Here is a 15002-nt window from a genome sequence, read left to right as displayed (position 1 = left end):
TCGTCTCACGGGGTCGTGAAGATCACATCAACCCAGTAGTTGGTCGCATTCCAGGTGTTCGTCGGGAACACGACGTCGTTGCTCTGCCGGAACAGGCCGTTGTTGTCGGTCACGCCGGTCAGCGGGTAGTTCTGCGTCGGCTGCCCGAAGAAACCGCTGGTGTAGGCGTAGTGCCCGACCGTCGTGTGGTACGAGACCACGTACGGCGTATTGGCGGTGATCGACACCGGCGTCGAGAACGTCATGGTCTGCCACCCGGAGGCGGTCTCGTTGTCGAACGTGCCCGTCGCGAGCTGCTGGCCGGTGTTCGACCACAGCGTCCCGGTGTGCGGGCCGGTGTTCTCGGCGCTCTTGTAGAACCGGACGCCGGTGATCTTGCCGCTCACCGCGGAGGTGAACCGCATGCCCAGCTCCAGCGAGGCGACCTCGCTGGCGCTCGCGTTGGCCGGCACCGTGGTGTCGTTCCACAGCGAGCACGGGCAGCTCACCTGGCCGCTGCCGCCCGTGGTGAACGACCACACCGAGGGCGCGAGCATCGCGTTGCCGAAGGCGTCGGTCGCCTGCACGGAGGCCTGGTAGGTCGTCGACGGCGACAGCACGCCCGTCGGCTGCAGCGTGGCCGTCTTGGTGGTGGCGTTGTAGCTGACCACCCCCGGGACGTTGGTGCTGCCGCCGGTGGTGAGCGTGAACTGGATCGCCGACGGGTTGAGGGCCTGGCTGAACGTCGCCGTCACGGCGGTGTTCAGGCCGGCGTCCGTGGCGTTCACGGCGGGCGTGCGGGCCGTGACCGTGGGCGGGTTCGAGGTCGCCCCGGCGGTGGTGACGATGGCGTCGACCCAGTAGTTGGTGTCGTTCCAGCTCTGGTTCGGGAAGCCGCCGCCGTACTTGTACACGCCGTTCGGACCGTCCACGCCGGACTTCAGCTGCGTGATCGCGGCCTGGCCGGCGCCCTTGGTGGCGAAGTAGGCGCTGTCGTAGGAGTAGCGCCCGGTCGGCGTGTAGTACGACGCGATGTACGTGGTGTTCGGCGCGATCGGCACCGGGCTCGCGAACGTCATCGTCTGCCAGCCCGTGGCCGACTCACCGCTGAACTCGCCCGTCGCCAGCAGCTGGCCGCTGGAGGACCAGAGCTTGCCCAGGTGCGTGCCGGTGTTGGCCGCGGACTTGTAGAACTTGATGCCCAGCACCTGGCTCGCCGTCGGCACCCGGAACTTCACGCCGAGCTCGTTCGGACCGGAGTCGAAGGAGTCGACGTTCGTCGGCACCGTGGAGGCCGTGTAGGTGCTGCAGGGGCACTGCTGCGAGCCGACGGTCACCGGGAGGCTCGCGACCGCGCCGAGGTTCAGGCTGTCGTCCGAGGCCCGCACCTTGATGGTGGTCGCGCCCGGCGCACCGGGCGTCCAGGTGTAGCTCCAGGTGCCCAGGCCGTTGGCCTTGGCCCAGGTGGTGCCGCCGTCGGTGGAGATCTCGACCCGGCCGAGCTGCCCGCCGCCGACCTCGGCGGCCGTGCCGGTGATGTTGACCGGGCTCGCCGCCGGCACGTTGGCGCCGGACGCCGGCGACGTGATGGTCACGTTCGGGCCGGTGGTGTCGGTGGACTTGGCGGCCAGGTTGAGCCCGGCCATCAGGGTCAGCGGCTGCGAGCTCATGTCGGCCAGCAGGTTGACCGTGGCCTGCTGCATCTTCTTGTCCTCGACGCTGGTCGGCCCCGAGTGGAAGGCGGCCAGGCCCCACGCCCACTGCACCGTGCCGGCCCCGAAGACCAGGGCCTTGGAGGTCGGGTCGCGGTACATCATCAGGCTGTGCGTCTCGACGCCGTTGCCGTAGTTGTTGCCGTGGTCCTGGTCGAGCAGCAGCGTGCCGTCGGTCAGGTTCAGCGTGGTCGAGGAGAACGCGACGGCGCCCGCCGGGCGGACGGCGTTCTCCTTGTCCGAGTCCCACTCGTAGCCGAGCGAGCCGGCCGCGAGGGTGGAGACCTGACCGGCCTGCAGGTTGTTGATGGCCGGGATGCCGCGCCACAGCCGCAGGTCCTTGTAGGCCGCCGGGACGGTGATCGCGTCCTGCCGGTAGCCGTTGACCGTGAACAGGGTGCCGGTGAGCTGGTTCGGCGGCTTGTTGCCGCCCTTGCCCGCGCCGTCGGTGTCGACCCAGGTGCCGGTCCACTGGCCGCTCGGGTCGGCGGTGCCGTTCGGCGGCGACTGGCTGAGCTTGGTCTCCTTGTAGCAGACCAGCGTCCGGTCGGCGGCCGCGCCGGTGGAGATGGACGGCTCGAAGCGGGTGCGCCAGAAGACCTCGTTACCGCTGAAGAACGCCAGGTTGACCCCGGCGGCCTTGGCCGCGGTGACGTTGTCCCACTGCTTCTGGTTCCAGTACTCGTCGTGCCCGGAGGACATGAAGACCTTGTGCTGCAGCAGCATCGCGGCGTTGTTCGACACGTCGACGGAGGATGCGTAGCTCACGTTGTACCCGTTGCGCTCCAGGAACTGGATCATCGGGAACTCGGAGGAGAAGACGCCGTTGTCGCCGGCGGTGCGCAGGGGCCGGTTGTAGCTCACCTTGTACGCACGGCCGTCGAGGGCCGGGCCGCCGCCCTGGTAGAGGTTCTGGCCGCCCCAGTCGTTGTAGGCCTGCCAGGTCTGGTCCGAGGTCTGCACCAGGATGTCGGAGTGGCTCGAGTTGTTGGTCACGACGAACGGGTAGGGCATGAAGCCGTTGTTGTCCGTCTGGTCCAGCATGAGCAGGTAGACGCCCGAGACCGCGTCCGACGGGACGGTCCAGGTGACGTTGGTGGTCCAGTTGCCGCAGTCGACCAGCCCGGTGCCGGAGTCGTGCAGGCACGGGTCCTGGGTCTTCTGGGCGTAGATGGTCGTCGGCGAGGTCGGCATCTTGCGGGCGCCGAGGCCGCCGTAGTAGCCGAGCCGGTAGATCGACACCCGGAACGTCGAGGACGGCGAGTTCACCTTGGCCTGCAGGGTCTCACCCGGCTGCATGCTCTCCTTGGTGGTGAAGCCCTCGATGTCGCCCCAGGAGTTCTCCGAGTACCAGTCCTCGATCGGGGACCCGGCCTTCGAGTTCTCGCAGGTGATCGGGTTGGAGCCCGCCCCACAAGGGTCGAATGTGGCTGCATTTCCCGCCGACGGTACGCACGCTACTGCCGCGACGATGACCGCCGCCGCTATGCCGGTTATGAACCGAGACTTCATGTCTTCGCCCTATTTCCGTAACGACGTCAGCATCAACCGCAGCATCCCAGGACTCGTTCGGGAGCTTACGTTCCCTGTGCCACAAGGCAAGAATTCATCGCATTAAAGCAGATGGCCTGCAGTCCAGCATCTTCCAGATCAATGTCCGACAGAAACAGCCGGACGGCCCATTCGACGCTGACCGGCCGTGGTTGCGCCCTTACGCTCGCGTCAGGTGCGGCGGGGCACGACGGTGGTGGTGACGATCTTCGTCTTGACGGCGTGGTTCGCGGGCACCGACGTGACGATCACCGATCCCGACGCCACCTGGACCCCGTCCCCGAGCTCGACGCCGGGCTCCAGGAAGATGCCGGTGCCGAGCCGGATCCGGTCCCGCAGGGTCACCTTGCCCGACGCGACGCAGGACGGCCCGGTCGCATTGTCGGATCCGACCACGCTGTGGTGGTCGAATGAGTTGTACGCGGACAGGAAATTGTTGTCCCCCATGCGCACGCCGGTGCCGAGATGGCAGAACGCGCAGATGATGTTGCCCTGACCGATTTCCACATCGGTGGCGATCTTCGCGGTCGGGTCGATCGCATTGGCGAGCGGAATGCCCGCCTCCGCGCAGATCTTGCGGAATCGCGCCCGGACGTCCACCGATGTCCCGATCGCGATGATTGCCGCCTCGTACGCGCCCGCGGCGAACAGCTCGGCCAGCCGGTCCGTGCCGCCGATGACCGGCACCCCGTGCACGTCCCCGCCCCAGCGGCCGGAGTCGTCGTCGAGGACGGCCACCGCCCGCTGGTCCGGCACCTTGCTGAAGATGTCGATGACCTGGGTCGCGCCGCCGGCGCCGCCGATGACCAGGATGCGGGCCACGCCGGGCTCAGCGGCCAGCGGGGCCGGCATCGCGGAGTAGTCCACGGTGACCGGCACGGCCGCGGCCGCCTCGACGTCCTTGACCGTGACCAGCCGGGAACCGTCGAAGGTGGACAGGTCGACGCCGAGCTCCTCGGCCCGCGCGATGGCCTTGACCGACGCCCGGACCTGCGTGGGGGCGGCCGCCCTGGCCTCGGCGGCGGCGGCCAGCTTGTCGGAGTACGCCTGCAGCTCCGACACGCCCTCGAAGAGCATCGCCACCGGCTCGGTCAGCGCCAGCTCCTGGCCCTTGCGGGCCAGGTGCAGCACGATGCCGGCCTCCGGCGCGTACACCTCCAGGACCGCCTTGCTGGTCTCGACCTCCACCAGCAGCGCGCCGGACTCGACCTTGTCGCGGTCGTCGACGAACCAGGTCACCACGATGCCGTGCTCGCTGTTGACGTCGTTCGTCGGCACCAGGACTGGCTTCACGGTCTGTCTCCTCCAGTGAACTGCGAACTGCGAACTGCGATCAGGCGGCGGCGGCGCGGATGGCCGCCTCGATCTGCTCCTCGCCGACCAGCATCCGGCTCTCCCGCTGCTTCGAGGACGGGATGACGGTGGGCGTGCTGGCGACCACGTCGACCGGCCGGCACAGCTCGCCGAACAGCCGCTGCGAGATGACCGCGGCGGCCTCGGTCCCCCAGGACCAGCCGCTCACGCCCTCCTCGACGGTGATGAGCCGCCCGGTGGCCCGCACCGAGCGCTCCACCGGCGCCCAGTCCATCGGGGCGATCTGGGCCGGCACGAGCAGCTCGGCGAAGATCTCCTCCTCGACCGCCAGCCGCTCGATCACGCGGGCGGCGAGCATGGCCTGGTAGCCGTAGGCGAGCACGGTCATCGTGCAGTCGTGGCGCGGCACCGCGGACAGCCGCACGGTCGGCAGCGCGCCCGGGCTCGCGTCGTGCGCCGCCAGCAGGTTGCCCACCAGGCCGCCCTCCGGCAGCGCGAGGTGCTGCGGGTAGAGCAGCTTGTGCTCGATGTAGAGCACCGGGCTGTCCTGGCCCAGGAAGTCGGCGAAGGCGTCCTTCGGGTCGTGGTACAGCGACGCCGCCACCACCCGCAGGTGCGGCACGCCGAGGAAGTGCTTCTCCAGGCTCTGGCTGTGGGTCGGCCCGTAGCCGCGGTGCCCGCCCGAGGGGGCCCGGATCACCACGGGGCAGGTGGCCTGCCCGGCGTACATCGCCTGGTACTTCACGATGTGGTTGACGACCTGGTCGAACACGAGCGTCAGGAAGTCGCCGAACATGATCTCGGCGATCGGCCGCTTGCCCGCCAGCGCCAGGCCGGCCGAGATCCCGGCGACGGCGCCCTCGCTGATCGGGGTGGTGCGCACCCGGGCCGGGAAGTCCGTGGACAGCCCGCGGGTCACCTTGAACGCGCCGCCGTACGGGTCGGCGATGTCCTCGCCGAGCACGACCACGCGGGGATCGTCGGTGAGGCTCGCGCGCAGGGCGTCGCCCAGTTCCTTGGCGAAGATCACGGCAGCGCCCTCGCCGTCGCCACGACCTCGCCCAGCGCGGTCTCGACCTCCTCGTCGATCGCGCGGCGGTCGGCCTCACTGAGCCGGCGGCCGTGCACGACCAGCGGCTCGACCAGCCAGCGCGCGGCGATCTCCTCCTCGGGCCGCTCGTCGTCGCTCTTGGAGTGGTGGCACAGCCGGTACGTGTGGATGAGCAGCACCCGCGGCCCGCCGCCGGAGCGCACGGCGTCGATCTCCGCCTTGGCGATCTCGCTCAGCTCGACCACGTCGGTGCTGTCGACCTCGCGCACCGGCACGTCGAACGCCTCGAACCGCGCGGCCATGCCGCCGGCCAGGTTGGTCGCGACCGGCGTGCTCTGCGCCCACGCGTTGTCCTCGCACACCACCAGCAGCGGCAGTTGCCACAGGGAGGCCATGTTCATGGTCTCGTAGACCATGCCCTCACCGAGGGTGCCGTCGCCGATGAACACCACGCTCACCATGTCGGCGCCGTCGAGCTGGCCGGCCATCGCGATGCCCGCGGCGGCCGGGACGATGCCGCCCTGCACGCCGTTGGACTTGAAGCCGGGCGCGCAGATGTGCTGGCTGCCGCCGATGCCGTGGCACATGCCGGCTTCCTTGCCCATGATCTCGGCGATCAGGCCGAGGGCGTCGCCGGTGCGGGCCAGGTAGTGGCCGTGGCAGCGGTGGTTGCTGAACACGTGGTCGCCGTCCGCGAGGTGCTCCATCACGGCCACCGCGTCGGCCTCCTGCCCGATGCAGGCGTGCGTGGTGCCGTTGAGCAGGCCCTCCTCGAAGAGCGCGAGCAGCGTCTCCTCGAAGCGGCGGATGAAGCGCATCCGGCGGTACAGCCGGTGGTCGTCGGGCTCGCTCGCCTTGCCGGTGAGCCGCTCGTCGGTGGTGACGGGACCGAGGTCGGTCGGACCGGGGCGCGGGGTCTGCACCCCGGGACCGGCGTGGGCGATCAGGGCCGGCGGGGACGCCGTCGACACCATGGGCTTTCCTTCCCCAGCGCTGTCACGAGAACGTGAGCGATGCATTGTGCTCGGCGGCCGAACGCGGCCACCATACCCGCCTCCCGGGTTCGGAAGGCTCGGCCGTGAGCTCAGAAAACGGTCCATACAAGTCGTGAATGCGACTCGCGGACGGGGTTTTGTTACCCATGCCACTCGGACCGATTTGTCACGCGGGCTTCTGCACCGCCTGGGCCAATGGCGTTCCGTCGATGGCGCCCGCCGAGTTGTCGCTCCACTCGGCGTAGGTCACCTTGCAGCCGCCGGTGCAGTTGCCGGTGCTGCCGTAGTGCGTGGGGCCGAAGACGTTGCCGCGCACCCGCAGGTTCTGCCCGTCCTGGGCCCAGAAGCCGTAGGCGCCGAGCGAGATGAAGTTGTTCTGCACGGTGTAGTTGGTCAGCGTCGAGCCGCCGGCGCTCTGCGTGAACAGCACCGCGGTGATGGCCTTCCAGTAGTTCGGGATCTCCTGGCCGGTGAAGGCGTCCACGCCCGGCTCGAGCCGGCTGTTGCGGATCTCCAGCGGGCCGCTGCCGCCGTACGGGAACACGCCGCCCGTGTGCGCCGCCCCGATGTCGGTCAGGTTGGCGATGTAGTTGTCGTGCAGCCAGCTGTTCTCGATCGTGACGTTCTGCCCGCACAGGCACATTCCACCGGTATTGGCCACGTCGACCTTGTTCAGGTGAATGGTGCATGTCTCGCAATCATTGATTGCGTGGTCGTTGAGCGCCGCGCCCTTCTGGCCGAGTCCCACCGGCTCCGGGCGAATCGTGGTGTTCGAGATGTTCAGCGTGAGTTTGCCCGAAGAATTCGCGTTGACCAGAATCGCGCGATTCGCGGAACCGGGCGGCGGGGCGATGATTGAGTTCGTGATAGTGACCGTGCCGTGGCAGTCGGTGCCGATGTAGATATACCCGTGGATGTACTTGTGGTCCAGTGTGATGTTTCCGCAGGTGTACAGGTTGTACGCCTTGCTCTGGCTCTCGCTGGCGGCCACTTCCTGATATCCGGGTGGCACCGGGAGCTTCGCGTCCGACTGCTTGTACTTGCCGACGCCGGGCGCGCCCACGGAGTAGCGGGCCGGGTACTTTCCGTCGCCGGTACTGCCGCCGCGCCCGTTGCCGCCGCTGCCCGCACCGGGCGGCGCGCTCGCCGGCCGGGTGCCGCTGCCGGACGGCTTGGCGCTGCCGAGGCCCGCGCTGCCGGGATCGACCTCGCCCGGCGCCAGCGCCTCGCCGCCCGCGCCCGAGGCGCCGGCCGACGCCTTGCACTGCTCAGGCGTCTGACCAGCGGGGCAGGCGACCGCCGGGGCGGTGCTGCCGGTCAGCACCCAGGCGCCCGCGCCCGCGACGAGAAGCACCGCGGCCACAGCGATCAACATCAATCCTTTGCGGCCGAGCCATGCGCTTTTGATCGAGTGCACCATTGGCCATGTCCCCCTAAGGATGGCAAGTAAGCCTCGGCTACCTCAAGCTGCGAGCAGGACGCAGTGTATGCGACCAGAAATCCACGTCCATTCACGGGTCGATTTGATCGCAGCGCAGCTCACAGCGAATGATCAGCGCATCGGATGTTGCACAGAAAGGATCACTGTGCCAGATTTCCGTCAGTGCTGTGGCATTGCTTGACGGCGGCGGTAGCTTGCCCGTGCTGTGTGCGCCTCGTGCTGACACGTTGTGCCAGAAATCGTCCGCCTCTCGGCCCATGTCGACGTGACCGAATCGAGTATCCGTGAATTCAACAAACGTCCAGGGCGACCCTCAGCCGATCGGCGTTGCCGTCGTGGGAGCCGGCTACTGGGGGCCGAATCTCGTGCGCAACTTCATGGCATCGCCGTCCTTCCGCCTGCAGGCGCTGGTCGACCTCGACGTCGCGCGCGCCCGCAAGGTGCTGGGCGGCTACTCCACGGTCGAAGCCACCGCCGACCTCACCGCCGTGCTGGCCAACCCGGCCGTGGACGCGGTCGCGATCGCCACGCCCGCCGGCACCCACCTCGGCGTGGCGCTGCAGGCGCTGCGGGCCGGCAAGCACGTGCTCGTCGAGAAGCCGCTGGCCGCCACGGTCGCCGAGGGCCGCCGGCTGGTGGCCGAGGCCGAGGAGCGCGGGCTCGCGCTCATGTGCGACCACACCTTCTGCTACACCCCGGCCGTGACCCGCATCCGCGAGGCGCTGCACAGCGGCGAGCTGGGCGAGCTGCACTACCTGGACTCGGTGCGGATCAACCTGGGCCTGGTGCAGCGCGACATCGACGTCATCTGGGACCTGGCCCCGCACGATCTGTCCATTTTGGACTACGTGCTGCCCGACGGGGTGCACCCGGTCTCGGTCAGCGCGCACGGCGCCGACCCGATCGGGGCCGGTCGCGCCTGCGTCGGCTATCTCACACTGCAGCTCAACACCGGCGCCATCGCGCACGTGCACGTCAACTGGCTCTCCCCGATCAAGGTCCGCACGACCATGGTCGGCGGCTCGAAGCGGACGCTCGTGTGGGACGACATGAGCCCGACCCAGCGCATCGCCATCTACGACCGGGGCGTCGAGGTCGCCGCCCCCGAGGAGCTGGCCCCGGACCAGCGCCGCGACATGCAGATCTCCTACCGCTCCGGCGACATGCTCGCCCCGGCGCTGCAGGAGAAGGAGGCCCTCGGGCAGATGGTGGCGGCGTTCGCCGGCGCCATCCACAGCGGTGTGCCGTCGCTCACCGACGGCCGGGCCGGGCTGCGGGTCCTGGAGATCCTCGAAGCGGCGTCGCGTAGCCTCGCCGGCGGCGGTGTGGCGATTCCCCTGGTGGAGGGTGAGAACTGATGGGCAATGCGTCTGTGCCGATTCGCGACGCGCGCGTCCTGGTGACCGGCGGCGCCGGCACCATCGGCTCCCACGTGGTCGACCTGCTCGTGCAGGGCGGGGCGGCCGAGGTCATCGTCCTGGACAACCTGGTCCGCGGCCGGATGGCCAACCTGGCCTGGGCCATCGCCAACGGCCCGGTCCGCGTGGTCGAGGGCGACATCCGCGACGCCGCGCTGCTGCACGAGCTCAGCCAGGGCATCGACATCGTCTTCCACCTCGCCGCGATCCGGATCACCCAGTGCGCCAGCGAGCCCCGCCTGGCCAACGAGGTGCTCGTCGACGGCACGTTCAACGTGCTCGAGGCGGCCCAGGCGGCCGGCGTGCGCAAGGTCGTGGCGTCCTCGTCGGCCTCGGTCTACGGGCTGGCCGAGCAGTTCCCGACCACCGAGCGGCACCACCCGTACAACAACGACACGTTCTACGGCGCGGCCAAGGCGTTCAACGAGGGCATGCTGCGCAGCTTCCACGCCATGTACGGGCTGGACTACGTCGCCCTGCGCTACTTCAACGTGTACGGGCCGCGCATGGACGTGCACGGCGTGTACACCGAGGTCCTCATCCGCTGGATGGAGCGCATCGAGTCGGGCACCCCGCCGCTGATCCTCGGCGACGGCCTGCAGACGATGGACTTCGTGCACGTCGCCGACATCGCGCGGGCCAACATCCTGGCCGCCGAGGCGGACGTGACCGACGACGTGTTCAACATCGCCAGCGGCGAGGAGACCAGCCTCAAGGAGCTGGCCGCCGCCCTGAGCGCGGTGATGAAGTCGGACCTCGCCCCCGAGCACGGTCCGGCCCGCTCGGTCAACGGCGTCACCCGGCGTCTGGCCGACACCTCGCACGCGGAGCGGGGCATCGGCTTCCGCCGGGAGATCACCATGGACGACGGCCTGCAGGGCCTCGTCGAGTGGTGGCGGGCCGAGCGCGTCGCCCAGCCGGCGGACGAGGCCGGCCGATGAGCACCATCCCGGTGATGATCCCGCTGCTGGGCGAGGAGGAGGCGCAGGCCGCCGCCGACGCCGTCCGCAGCGGCTGGGTCGCCCAGGGCCCGCGGGTGGCCGAGTTCGAGCGCTCGTTCAGCGCGCTCGCCGGCCACGAGCACGGCGTCGCGGTCAGCTCCTGCACCACGGCGCTGCACCTGGCCCTCATCGCGCTCGGCATCGGCCCGGGCGACGAGGTGATCGTGCCCTCGCTGTCGTTCATCGCCACCGCGAACGCGGTGCGCTACGTGGGCGCCACGCCGGTCTTCGCCGACGTGGACCTCGCCACCGGCAACCTGACGGCGCAGACCGTGGACCAGGTGCGCACGGAGCGCAGCGCCGCGATCATCGCGGTGCACCAGGGCGGCGTGCCGTTCGACGTGCGCGCGCTGCGCGCGGCCGCGGCCGGCTGGGGCCTCCCGCTGGTCGAGGACGCGGCATGCGCGGCGGGCTCGACCGCCTACGGCGCCCCGGTCGGCACCGGCGCGCTGGTGTCGGCGTGGTCGTTCCACCCGCGCAAGGTCATCACGACCGGCGAGGGCGGCATGCTCACCCTCGACGACGCCGACCGCGCGGCCCGGCTGCGCCGGCTGCGGGAGCACGGCATGAACGTCTCCGCGGCCGACCGGCACAGGAGCGCCCAGCCGATCCTCGAGGCCTACCTCGAGACCGGCTGGAACTTCCGGATGACCGACATCCAGGCCGCGGTGGGACTCGTCCAGCTCAACCGGCTGGCCGGCCTGGTCGCCCAGCGCCGCGAGCTCGCGGCGCGCTACCAGGAGCTGCTGGCCGGCGTCGACGGGGTGTGGGCGGTGCGCGACCCGGAGTACGGCACCAGCAACTTCCAGTCGTTCTGGGTCCTCTTCGACGCGGACCTCGGCGTCTCCCGCGACCAGGTGCTGGCCGAGCTGGCGGCGGCGGGCGTCTCCGCGCGGCGCGGCATCATGGCCTCGCACCTGGAGCCGGCGTACGACGACGTCACCCCGACGGTCGGGCTGCCCAACACGGAGCGGCTGACCCGCGACTCGCTCATCCTGCCGCTGCACCACAAGCTGACCGAGGCCGACCAGGACCACATCGTCGGCATCCTCTCCAAGCTCGTTGGGAGTTCCGCTTCATGATCCCCCTTGTCGACCTGAAGGCGGCCCACGCCGAGGTCGCCGAAGACGTCGCCCTCGGCTTCAAGCGCATCCTCGAGAACACCGCGTTCATCGGCGGCTCCGAGGTCACCGCCTTCGAGCGCGAGTACGCCGAGTTCTCCGGCGTGAACCACTGCGTCGGCGTGGCCAACGGCACCGACGCGCTGGAGCTCGCGCTGCGGGCGGTCGGCATCAAGCCGGGCGACGAGGTGATCCTCCCGGCCAACACGTTCATCGCCACGGCCGAGGCGGTCGCCCGCGTCGGCGCGGCGGTCGTGCTGGTGGACTGCGACCCGGTGACGTACCTCATCGACGTCGACGCGGCCCTGGCCGCGGTCGGGCCGAAGACCCGGGCGATCGTGCCGGTGCACCTCTACGGCCAGCTGGCGCCGGTCGAGCGGCTGCGGGCCGGGCTGGCCGGCACCGGCGTGGTCATCGTCGAGGACGCCGCGCAGTGCCAGGGCGCGACGCGCTTCGGCGTGGGCGCGGGCGTCGAGGGCATCGCCGCGACGAGCTTCTACCCCGGCAAGAACCTCGGCGCGTACGGCGACGCCGGCGCGGTCGTCACCGCCGACGAGGCCCTCGCCGTGGCCGTGCGCACCATCTCCAGCCACGGCGGCCTGACCAAGTACGTGCACGACGTGGTCGGGTTCAACAGCCGCCTGGACGCGCTGCAGGCGGTCGTCCTGCGGGCCAAGCTGACCCGCCTGGCCGCGTGGAACGCCGCCCGCCGGGCCGCGGCCGCGCGCTACGACGAACTGCTCGCCGACGTCGAGGTCACCCGGCCGGTGACGCTGGACGGCAATGAGCACGTGTGGCACCTTTACGTGGTCCGCGAGGCGAGTGCGGACGGCTCGTCCACCCGCCGCGACGAGGTGCTGGCCAAGCTCAACGCGGCCGGCGTCGGCGCGGGCATCCACTACCCCTACCCGATCCACCTCACGCCGGCCTTCGCCGACCTGGGGTACGCCAAGGGCAGCTTCCCGCACGCCGAACAGGCCGCGGTGGAGATCCTGACCCTGCCGTTGTTCCCCCAGATCACGCCCGAGCAGCAGGACAAGGTGGTTCAGGCGCTGCGGGCCGCACGAATGTGAGACGCACCAGATGTACCTGACCCTGCGGGATCGTCCGGGCGGCAAGTCCGCGGCATCGAGTGCAGCCCCGCGGATTGCCACCACGGTGGTCCTGCTCGGCATCGTCAGCCTGCTCACCGACATCTCCTCGGAGATGGTCAACGCGGTGCTCCCCCTGTACCTCACCGCCGAGGTGGGGCTGGGGGTGCTCGCGTACGGCTTCGTGGACGGCCTGTACCAGGGCGTCAGCGCGCTGCTGCGGATCGGCGGCGGCTACGTCGGCGACCGGTCGAACCGGCCCAAGTGGGTCGCGGCCGTGGGCTACGGGCTGAGCGCCCTGAGCCGGGTCGGCATGCTGGTCGCGCACAACCTGGCCGCGATCAGCGCCGTGGTGACCGCGGACCGGCTGGGCAAGGGCCTGCGCACGGCGCCCCGGGACGCGATGATCGCCGACTCGTCCGACCCGCGGGCGCTCGGGCGGTCCTTCGGGGTGCACCGCACGCTGGACACCATCGGCGCGGCGATCGGGCCGATGGTGGCGTTCTCGATGCTCCTGCTCGTGCCGGGCGACTACAACTCGGTCTGGGTCGTCTCGGCCGGGTTCGCGTTCGTCGGCGTGGCCGTCATCGTGCTGTTCGTGCCCAACCGCAAGACCAAGGCGGTGCGCGCCGGGCAGAGCTTCCGGCACCTGCTGCGCCAGGTCACCGGGCCGCGGCTGCGCCGCCCGCTGATCGCGGCCGGGCTGCTGGCCCTGTTCACCGTCGGCGACGGCTTCCTCTACCTGTCGCTGCAGCAGCGCGACCACATGGCGGCCAAGTACTTCCCGCTGCTCTACGTCGGCTCGAACATCTCGTACCTGCTGCTGGCCATCCCCTTCGGCCGGCTCGCCGACCGGATCGGGCGGACCCGGGTCTTCCTCGGCGGGCACGTCGCGCTGCTGGCCGTCTACCTGTTCGCGGCCGGGCCGTTCGGCGGCGCCTGGTCCACGGTGCTGGTCCTGGGCCTGCTCGGCACCTACTACGCGGCCACCGACGGCGTGCTGCCGGCGCTGGTGACCCCACTGGTCGACGCGCACGCGCGCGGCAGCGGCATCGCGGCCGCGCAGACGGTGGTCGTGCTGGCCCGCTTCGCGTCCTCGCTCGCCTTCGGCAGCCTGTGGCTGCTGCTGGGCAGCACGCACGCCCTGTTCCTGGTGGGCGGCCTGCTCCTGGCCACCCTCGCGCTGTCCGTGTGGCTGCTGCGCGGCAGCGAAGCCACGCCCGCTGCTGAAGAGTCGGAATCCGAGGTAACCGCGTGAGTCAGCGCGCCAAGCTGATCGCCCTTGGCGTGGTGGTCGCCCTCGCCGTGCTCAGTTCCGTGGGCTACGTCGTGTTCGCCCGGCGGGCCCAGACCAAGGCGGCCGAGGAGGCGCCGCCGCTGGCCACCCGCAACGACCTCGCGGCCGTGCAGAGCGAGCCGCACATCGTCTTCCGCAGCACCGCCCTGGGCAACGACTACGGCAAGGTGGCCGAGGTGCCGCTGAGCGCCCCGTCCGGCCCGCGCGCGCTGACCCCGGCCAGCTGCGACCGCGTGTACGCGCGGGAGGGGCAGGCGGTGTGCCTGGCCGCCAAGCCCTCGCTCGTCACCACGTACACGGCCAGGGTGCTCGGCCCGGACTGGCAGTCCACATTGGACCTCCCGCTGTCCGGCGTGCCCAGCCGCACCCGGCTGTCCCGCGACGGCGCGCTGGTGGCCACCACGACGTTCGTGTCCGGCCACGACTACTCCGCGCCCGGCCAGTTCTCGACCGAGACGCTGATCACGAAGATCGCGACGAAGCAGACCACGAACATCGAGTCGTTCACGCTGACCGTCGACGGCAGGACCATCGAGGCCAAGGACCGCAACATGTGGGGCGTCACCTTCGCCGACGACGACCACTTCTACGCGACCGCCGCCTCGGGCAGCAAGACGTGGCTGGTGCGCGGCACCATCTCGACGGCCAAGCTCGAGTCGCTGCGCGAGGACGCGGAGTGCCCGTCCATCTCGCCGGACGGCAAGCGGATCGCGTTCAAGACGCGGGCCGGGCGCCCGGCCGGGCAGTGGGGCATCGCGGTGTACGACATCGCCACCGGCAAGGCCACCCCGCTGGCCGAGCCGCGCAGCGTGGACGACCAGATCGAATGGCTGGACGACGCCCAGGTCGTCTACGGCCTGCCCCGCGCGGGCGAGGGCCCGTCGGCCAGCGACGTGTGGGTGGTGCCGGCCGACGGCTCGGGCGCCTCGCACATCCTGATTCCCGACGCCTGGTCGCCCGCGGTGGTCCGCTGATGGAGGGACTGATGGGCTGTCAAATGTGCGTCAACCGGCCGCTTCGAGGGGGCACTA

At 70.4% G+C, this 15002-nt stretch carries 11 protein-coding genes; 6 read left to right on the top strand and 5 right to left on the bottom strand.

Going from position 1 to position 15002, the window contains the following annotated elements:
- Positions 1 to 5: 5 nt before the first annotated feature.
- The 5 genes from ACQPZ4_RS06545 to ACQPZ4_RS06525 all read right to left on the bottom strand — a co-directional run bounded on the left by ACQPZ4_RS06545 (position 6) and on the right by ACQPZ4_RS06525 (position 8022).
- Positions 6 to 3203, bottom strand: a complete 3198-nt coding sequence (locus ACQPZ4_RS06545; protein WP_433057152.1) for a DUF4082 domain-containing protein — start codon at positions 3201 to 3203, stop codon at positions 6 to 8.
- 210 nt (positions 3204 to 3413) lie between these two features.
- On the bottom strand, positions 3414 to 4535 hold the full coding sequence (locus ACQPZ4_RS06540; RefSeq protein WP_433057150.1) for a biotin/lipoyl-containing protein: 1122 nt from the start codon (positions 4533 to 4535) through the stop codon (positions 3414 to 3416).
- Between the two features lie 40 nt (positions 4536 to 4575).
- Positions 4576 to 5586, bottom strand: coding sequence for an alpha-ketoacid dehydrogenase subunit beta (locus tag ACQPZ4_RS06535; RefSeq protein ID WP_433057148.1), 1011 nt, complete (start codon positions 5584 to 5586; stop codon positions 4576 to 4578).
- Positions 5583 to 6581: a thiamine pyrophosphate-dependent dehydrogenase E1 component subunit alpha gene (locus ACQPZ4_RS06530; RefSeq protein ID WP_433057146.1), complete on the bottom strand. Its 999-nt coding sequence runs from the start codon at positions 6579 to 6581 to the stop codon at positions 5583 to 5585. Before ACQPZ4_RS06530 ends, ACQPZ4_RS06535 begins: the two co-directional genes overlap by 4 nt.
- Before the next feature lie 187 nt (positions 6582 to 6768).
- Positions 6769 to 8022, bottom strand: a complete 1254-nt coding sequence (locus ACQPZ4_RS06525; RefSeq protein ID WP_433057144.1) for a hypothetical protein — start codon at positions 8020 to 8022, stop codon at positions 6769 to 6771.
- Between the two features lie 305 nt (positions 8023 to 8327).
- Between ACQPZ4_RS06525 and ACQPZ4_RS06520 the strand changes: the two genes are divergently transcribed.
- From ACQPZ4_RS06520 to ACQPZ4_RS06495, 6 genes are read left to right on the top strand one after another with little or no spacing between them, the layout of a single operon-like run.
- Positions 8328 to 9401, top strand: coding sequence for a Gfo/Idh/MocA family protein (locus ACQPZ4_RS06520; RefSeq protein WP_433057142.1), 1074 nt, complete (start codon positions 8328 to 8330; stop codon positions 9399 to 9401).
- Positions 9401 to 10402 carry an NAD-dependent epimerase/dehydratase family protein gene (locus tag ACQPZ4_RS06515; protein ID WP_433057140.1) on the top strand — a complete coding sequence of 334 codons (1002 nt, stop codon included), beginning with the start codon at positions 9401 to 9403 and terminating at the stop codon, positions 10400 to 10402. Before ACQPZ4_RS06520 ends, ACQPZ4_RS06515 begins: the two co-directional genes overlap by 1 nt.
- Complete coding sequence (locus ACQPZ4_RS06510; protein WP_433057138.1) at positions 10399 to 11544, top strand: DegT/DnrJ/EryC1/StrS family aminotransferase; 1146 nt, start codon at positions 10399 to 10401, stop codon at positions 11542 to 11544. The genes ACQPZ4_RS06515 and ACQPZ4_RS06510 overlap by 4 nt, the downstream gene beginning before the upstream one ends.
- Positions 11541 to 12656, top strand: a complete 1116-nt coding sequence (locus ACQPZ4_RS06505; RefSeq protein WP_433057136.1) for a DegT/DnrJ/EryC1/StrS family aminotransferase — start codon at positions 11541 to 11543, stop codon at positions 12654 to 12656. The genes ACQPZ4_RS06510 and ACQPZ4_RS06505 overlap by 4 nt, the downstream gene beginning before the upstream one ends.
- Before the next feature lie 10 nt (positions 12657 to 12666).
- Entirely contained in the window at positions 12667 to 13932 is a 1266-nt protein-coding gene (locus tag ACQPZ4_RS06500; protein WP_433057135.1) for an MFS transporter, read from the top strand.
- Complete coding sequence (locus ACQPZ4_RS06495; protein WP_433057133.1) at positions 13929 to 14945, top strand: hypothetical protein; 1017 nt, start codon at positions 13929 to 13931, stop codon at positions 14943 to 14945. Before ACQPZ4_RS06500 ends, ACQPZ4_RS06495 begins: the two co-directional genes overlap by 4 nt.
- The last annotated feature ends 57 nt before the right edge of the window (positions 14946 to 15002 follow it).

It is taken from the genome of Dactylosporangium sp. CS-033363, from assembly GCF_050942475.1.
In the GTDB taxonomy this organism is placed as follows: domain Bacteria; phylum Actinomycetota; class Actinomycetes; order Mycobacteriales; family Micromonosporaceae; genus Dactylosporangium.
This window is presented reverse-complemented; position numbering and strand designations above follow the sequence as displayed.

Excerpts from the sequence above, each read along its gene's own strand:
- ACQPZ4_RS06530 (WP_433057146.1), bottom strand. The coding sequence starts at position 6,581 with ATGGTGTCGACGGCGTCCCCGCCGGCCCTGATCGCCCACGCCGGTCCC.
- ACQPZ4_RS06515 (WP_433057140.1), top strand. The coding sequence starts at position 9,401 with ATGGGCAATGCGTCTGTGCCGATTCGCGACGCGCGCGTCCTGGTGACC.
- ACQPZ4_RS06505 (WP_433057136.1), top strand. The coding sequence starts at position 11,541 with ATGATCCCCCTTGTCGACCTGAAGGCGGCCCACGCCGAGGTCGCCGAA.
- ACQPZ4_RS06510 (WP_433057138.1), top strand. The coding sequence starts at position 10,399 with ATGAGCACCATCCCGGTGATGATCCCGCTGCTGGGCGAGGAGGAGGCG.
- ACQPZ4_RS06525 (WP_433057144.1), bottom strand. The coding sequence starts at position 8,022 with ATGGTGCACTCGATCAAAAGCGCATGGCTCGGCCGCAAAGGATTGATG.
- ACQPZ4_RS06500 (WP_433057135.1), top strand. The coding sequence starts at position 12,667 with ATGTACCTGACCCTGCGGGATCGTCCGGGCGGCAAGTCCGCGGCATCG.
- ACQPZ4_RS06545 (WP_433057152.1), bottom strand. The coding sequence starts at position 3,203 with ATGAAGTCTCGGTTCATAACCGGCATAGCGGCGGCGGTCATCGTCGCG.